8 protein-coding genes are annotated in these 4,287 nt (G+C 69.5%); 4 read left to right on the forward strand and 4 right to left on the reverse strand.

What is annotated here, in order from left to right:
* Positions 1 to 228 precede the first annotated feature (228 nt).
* Positions 229 to 780 (forward strand): hypothetical protein, encoded by a 552-nt coding sequence (locus FPZ41_RS45130; RefSeq protein ID WP_152870565.1) that lies wholly within the window; start codon positions 229 to 231, stop codon positions 778 to 780.
* On the forward strand, positions 777 to 1,148 hold the full coding sequence (locus FPZ41_RS45135; protein ID WP_152870566.1) for a peptidase inhibitor family I36 protein: 372 nt from the start codon (positions 777 to 779) through the stop codon (positions 1,146 to 1,148). Before FPZ41_RS45130 ends, FPZ41_RS45135 begins: the two co-directional genes overlap by 4 nt.
* On the opposite strand, the gene FPZ41_RS47650 is transcribed toward FPZ41_RS45135, so the two are convergent.
* The 4 genes from FPZ41_RS47650 to FPZ41_RS45155 all read right to left on the reverse strand — a co-directional run bounded on the left by FPZ41_RS47650 (position 1,145) and on the right by FPZ41_RS45155 (position 3,219).
* Positions 1,145 to 1,624, reverse strand: coding sequence for a PIN domain-containing protein (locus FPZ41_RS47650; RefSeq protein WP_194236450.1), 480 nt, complete (start codon positions 1,622 to 1,624; stop codon positions 1,145 to 1,147). The two genes, FPZ41_RS45135 and FPZ41_RS47650, sit on opposite strands and share 4 nt — an antisense overlap.
* Positions 1,621 to 1,884, reverse strand: coding sequence for a hypothetical protein (locus FPZ41_RS45145; RefSeq protein WP_228023444.1), 264 nt, complete (start codon positions 1,882 to 1,884; stop codon positions 1,621 to 1,623). Before FPZ41_RS45145 ends, FPZ41_RS47650 begins: the two co-directional genes overlap by 4 nt.
* 116 nt (positions 1,885 to 2,000) lie before the next feature.
* Entirely contained in the window at positions 2,001 to 2,594 is a 594-nt protein-coding gene (locus FPZ41_RS45150) for a hypothetical protein (RefSeq protein WP_152870570.1), read from the reverse strand.
* Between the two features lie 229 nt (positions 2,595 to 2,823).
* Positions 2,824 to 3,219, reverse strand: a complete 396-nt coding sequence (locus FPZ41_RS45155; RefSeq protein WP_322621545.1) for a hypothetical protein — start codon at positions 3,217 to 3,219, stop codon at positions 2,824 to 2,826.
* Between the two features lie 134 nt (positions 3,220 to 3,353).
* On the opposite strand from FPZ41_RS45155, the gene FPZ41_RS45160 reads away from it, so the two are divergent.
* Both FPZ41_RS45160 and FPZ41_RS45165 read left to right on the forward strand, forming a co-directional pair.
* A complete protein-coding gene (locus FPZ41_RS45160; protein WP_152870572.1) occupies positions 3,354 to 4,190 on the forward strand; it encodes a helix-turn-helix domain-containing protein in 837 nt (278 codons plus the stop codon).
* Positions 4,187 to 4,287: DUF397 domain-containing protein (locus FPZ41_RS45165; protein ID WP_152870574.1), on the forward strand; the 101-nt coding region annotated here is incomplete at its 3' end. The genes FPZ41_RS45160 and FPZ41_RS45165, both read left to right, overlap by 4 nt.

Below are 4,287 nucleotides of genomic sequence, written 5' to 3' on the forward strand. Positions count from 1 at the left end.
CCGTACGACCCCAGCCCCTTCGCCCGGGAACGGCACGTGTGGCTGGGGCTCCACGCCGCGGTGACACGGAGCCTGGCCCAGGGGTCGATGATCGTGTTCAGCTGAGCACCGGCGAATCCACAGCAGCCCCTTGATCACCTGAACGGGGGACATGTCGCATACCTGGGGAAAACGCAGGGGAGATCTCGGCCACCAGGCCGTCACCTTCCGTAACTGCGGGGTCTCCTCATGCGCCGACTCGGCACCCTCACCGCGGCGTTCGCCGCCGGTACCCTGCTCCTCACCGGCGGCCTGACCGCCTGCACGAGCGCCCCGCCGCCCTCCCGCCCGGCCGCTGACGACGTCATCAAGGCTGCCACCCGGCACCTCATCGACGCCTGCCTCAGACGCCAGGGCCTCACACCTCCGCAGCCGGGAAGCAGACCGGCCCCGGCCGCCGATCAACAGCGCGTCTCGGACGCCCTGTTCGGCGCGGGCAGGACGGAGCTGTCCGTGCGCCTGCCCACGGGCTACGTGGTCCGCGGCCACACCGACGGCTGCCTGGCCGCCGCGCAGCAGCGGCTGTACGGCGACCAGCGCCGCTGGTTCCGCACCTCGGCGATCGTCAACAACCTCCGCCCCGAGGCCGCGCACACCCACAGCACCCTCGCCGAGGTCCGCCACCGGCACCGCGCCGAGCTGGCCGACTGGCGCCGTCTGCGCGCCCGCGCCCTGAAGTCCGCGAAGACCGTTCTCGCCACCGGCACCGACCCGTCACCGAAGGGAACCACTCACGCATGAACCGCTTCACCGCCGTCCTCGCCGCCGCCCTGATCTCCACGGGCGCCGTCCTGGCCACGTCGGCCACCGCGCAGGCGGCGCCCTGCCGCAGCGGCTACTTCTGCGTCTGGACCGACGCCGACTTCAACGGCCTGAAGATCGAGCACAGCGGCGACGACCGCTGGTGGGAGGGCGACATGTACCACTACGACTCCTCGTGGGCCAACCACGGCGTCTCCGGCCCCGGCGTCCCCGACCACGTCAAGATCTACTCGGGCCGCGAACTCACGGGCCGCGTCACCCTCTGCCTCGCCCCCGGCCAGGAGATCGGCTACAACGCGGGCGCGAACGACCGGGGCGGCTCCCACACGTGGACGAGGGGCTGTTAGGCCCAGGGCTCCGCTCCGCACGAAGGGCGCCCGCTCGGCGGGCGCCCTTCGTCTTGGGCCGGGCGGCGCTGACGCGGCAACCTGATGGTCCGCACGAGAGGCATCTCGGCGTACAGATCAGGGTCGACGGTCAGGACGCGCCGCCCGTCCGGCCAGTCGACCGTGGGCCGGGACAGATGGACCGCGTGGCCGAGCCGCCACTCCACCCCGTCCCGCAGCAGCGCACCCACCGTGGACGCGCCCGCGAAATCGAGCTCGACGATCTCGACGGCGGGCAGGGCCCCGATGTGCTCGGCGAGCCCCTTGCGCATACCGTCGGCGGCAGCCAGGCAGAGCGCCGGAACGAACACGTGGCGTGTGGGCCCGTGCTCGGTGTTCGCGACGAGCTGTGAGGCGAGCAAGTTCCCCGAGCCGAGCGCCAGCAGGGCCGACTCGTCGAAGACGACACCGGTCGACCCGGTCCTCGCCCCGCTCACAGGCTGTCCACCGGCCGGCCGGCCTCCAGGTCCTGCCACACCTTCTCGATCCGGTCGTGGTCCTCGTCCGTGAGCGTCACACCGAAGTGCGTCTCGCAGTACGCCTTCGTCTCCTCGTACCGCTTTCGGAGCTCCTCCTTCGTCGGTGTGGCCCCCGCCAGCTCGGCGATGAGGTCCCGCATGGTCATCCCCCGCTGGCGGGCGAGCACCATGAGACGGTCACGGACAGCGGGGTCGACCTTGACGGTGGTGTCAGCCATGAGGGCAGTATACCTGCGGTATACCGTCTCGGGCCGCTCAAGCAACGCGGTCATTGCACCCTTCCACTGGGTTGATTACCCGGCCGCACGGATGTACGCCGGGAGTCTTCATGGACTTACGCGGGCGCCGCTCGCCCCTTCAACAACGCCCACCAGGCGCAGACGCCCCGCCTCCGGCCCCTGACCTCGACGGTCGTGACCGGCAGCGCTGTTGGCGCCACAGGACGCCTGCGGCGCAGGCGGTCCTCGATGACGGTCCGCGCCGAGGGCACGTGCCGCAGCCAGCCGTCCGTCAGCGCCGCCCGCACCTGGGCACTCGTCGCGCCCAGGTCCCACCACTCCACGACGAGCGGCGCGAGATGCCGCGCCTCGGCGGCGCCGAGGGCGAGCCGGTAGTCGACCCGGGCGAGGGAGAGGAGCAGTTGCGTGGCCAGCCTGGTGCGCCTGCTCGACGTGTGCGAGTCCTGAACTTTTTCGGTTTCACCCATGGGCGGTTCGGCGTCGAACGGGGCCTCGAACACCTCGTAAACAGTGGCGAGTTGACCCGTCCTCGCGTCCTCGCACACCACCCGCCGCAGATACCGCCGTTCCTCCAGCTCACGCAGGGCGGCGGCGATCCGCGACCGCCCTTCCCAGCGGTGCTCGGCAAGCGCCCGGAGAGTGACGCGGGCCTGGTCCGGGAGGGTCAATAGGTACGTCAGTACGCTCACCGCACACCAGGAGATGCTCCGGTCGCGGAGAAGAGCGGCAGAGAAGCCTGAAAAGGCGCGCGCGGGCGCCGTACCATGAGTACGCATCTGGAGGTCTAGCTCCGGGTGTCGAGCCCCCGGGTGTTGGCGCACCGCGGGGGCAATTTCGTTTGCTGGCGTGACTCTATGGCCACGCAGAGCGACGAGCGCAACTCGGAACGGGCTTTTGCTGGGCGGATGTTCACGCAATTCACTCCGGGGAGTGAAGGGCGGCGTGCAGGAGCCGCGCGTGGACGAGGTGGTCGCCGGTCGTCGGGCGATAACGCCAAGTCAGCGGCCAGGTGAGGCCGTCGAGGGCCGGGACCGGGATGTACGAGATGCGGTTCGGAGCGGCGGTGAGGCGGGTGACGCCGTCGGGCCATGCGCGGTGGGACGTACTGCCGACAGGGACGAGGAAGTAGACGGCACGGCGGCCGTTCGCCTCCTCGACGATCGACCCAGGTACGCCGCCGGTCATCCGGGCGAGCCGGTCAGCGAGGGCCCGACCGTGGTCGCCGTCCATGCGCACGGCGTCGAACTGGACGCCCGCCTTTCGGAGTTGGATACCCGCGCGAGGGATCCAATCCAGGTCACTTTCTGTGTTCACGGAGCCAGTCTCCGCAGGTCGGGCTACGGTCGTCCATAACTCCGTGTCAACCGTCGACTACGGTCGGAAATCGGCACGGGTCAGTTGAGACCGGTTGAGTTCGGTTGAGTTCCATTGAGTTCGGGGGTGACCGTATGGCGCGAGCGGGGAACAAGACGGAGGCGAGCGGAACGGCGTATCTGATCGCCGCCCTCGCGAAGGCGTTGCGCGAGCAACAGCAGCTGTCGCAGGAGGAGTTGGGCGAGAAGACCGGCTACACGGGGTCCGCCATCAGTGCGATGGAGACGTGTGCGCAGCCCGCGAGTGATCAGATGCTGGTGAAGTTGGAGGAGGTGATCGGGGGTGGGCTGGGCGTCTTCCAGAAGGCGCGCAGGTGGATGTTGCTGGAGAAGTACCCGGCACGCTTCCGTGGCTTCTCGGAGATGGAGGCCGGGGCGGTCACGATCTGCTCGTACGAGACGCTGGTTGTCGACGGGCTGTTCCAGACCGAGGAGTACGCACGGGCGTTGATCGGCGGCAGTCATCCGCCGGTGTCCGAGCAGAAGCGCGAGGAACTGGTCGAGGCTCGGCTGGCCCGCAAGGCGCTCTTCGACCGGGACCCCGCCCCGATGATCGAGCTGATCCTCGAAGAGAGCGTGCTGCGACGGCCGTTCGGCAGCTGGGAGATCCTGCGTGGGCAGCTGCGCTCGCTCGCCGAGGACGCCCGGCGGGACAACGTCTGCGTGCAGGTGCTGCCCCTGGAGCGCGGGCTGCGCGGGACGTACGCTGGCGATCGCGGCCCCATGAAGCTCGTGGAGACCAAGGACCACCAGCACGTCGTCTACATGGAGATCGAGGACCAGGGCATCCTGGTCAGTGATCCCGCAGAGGTGTCCCAACTGGCGCACCGCTATGCGAAGATCCGCGCGCAGGCCCTGAGTCCCGACGACTCGCTCAACCTCATCGAGCGGCTGGCAGGAGAGAAACGATGAGCGGCACCGGAACCCTTCGGTGGTTCAAGTCCAGCTACAGCGACGGCGGCGGCGGTAACTGCGTCGAAGTCGCCCCCTGCCCCCACACCACCGCCAC

It is taken from the genome of Streptomyces acidicola (assembly GCF_009377235.1).
GTDB classification, from domain to species: Bacteria; Actinomycetota; Actinomycetes; order Streptomycetales; family Streptomycetaceae; genus Streptomyces; species Streptomyces acidicola.

Excerpts from the sequence above, each read along its gene's own strand:
- FPZ41_RS45130 (WP_152870565.1), top strand. The coding sequence starts at position 229 with ATGCGCCGACTCGGCACCCTCACCGCGGCGTTCGCCGCCGGTACCCTG.
- FPZ41_RS45135 (WP_152870566.1), top strand. The coding sequence starts at position 777 with ATGAACCGCTTCACCGCCGTCCTCGCCGCCGCCCTGATCTCCACGGGC.
- FPZ41_RS45145 (WP_228023444.1), bottom strand. The coding sequence starts at position 1,884 with ATGGCTGACACCACCGTCAAGGTCGACCCCGCTGTCCGTGACCGTCTC.
- FPZ41_RS45160 (WP_152870572.1), top strand. The coding sequence starts at position 3,354 with ATGGCGCGAGCGGGGAACAAGACGGAGGCGAGCGGAACGGCGTATCTG.